Origin of the sequence: Cellulomonas bogoriensis 69B4 = DSM 16987, from assembly GCF_000767165.1 — a bacterium.
Lineage (GTDB): Bacteria > Actinomycetota > Actinomycetes > Actinomycetales > Cellulomonadaceae > Actinotalea > Actinotalea bogoriensis.
On record NZ_AXCZ01000506.1, the window covers coordinates 1 to 303 of the forward strand.

General features: G+C 71.9%; 1 pseudogene. It reads left to right on the forward strand.

Annotation, left to right across the window (positions count from 1 at the left end):
* Nucleotides 1-80 precede the first annotated feature (80 nt).
* Nucleotides 81-303, forward strand: a pseudogene (locus N869_RS17175) (ISL3 family transposase); the annotation flags it as partial.

The window sequence follows — 303 nt, forward strand, 5'->3', positions numbered from 1 at the left end:
TCGGCGCGTCGGTGTCCGGGTAGAGGTCGAGGTCTCCCGAGGATGAAGGTTCCTACGCCGCTCATCTGGAAGACCTCGACGTGCTTGACGCTACCTTCGCTGCCCCTGACCTGACCACGTTCGCCGGCCTGGACGAGCTCGGCCTGGAGGTGGTCGGGCAACGCGTGGAGCCGGACCGGGTGGTCCTGGCGTGCCGGGTACTGGAGCCGGACCGGTGGTGCCGGCGGTGCGGTGCGAGGGCGCGCCGCGGGACTCGGTGGTGCGGCGGTTGGCGCACGAGCCGTTCGGGTGGCGGCCCACGAC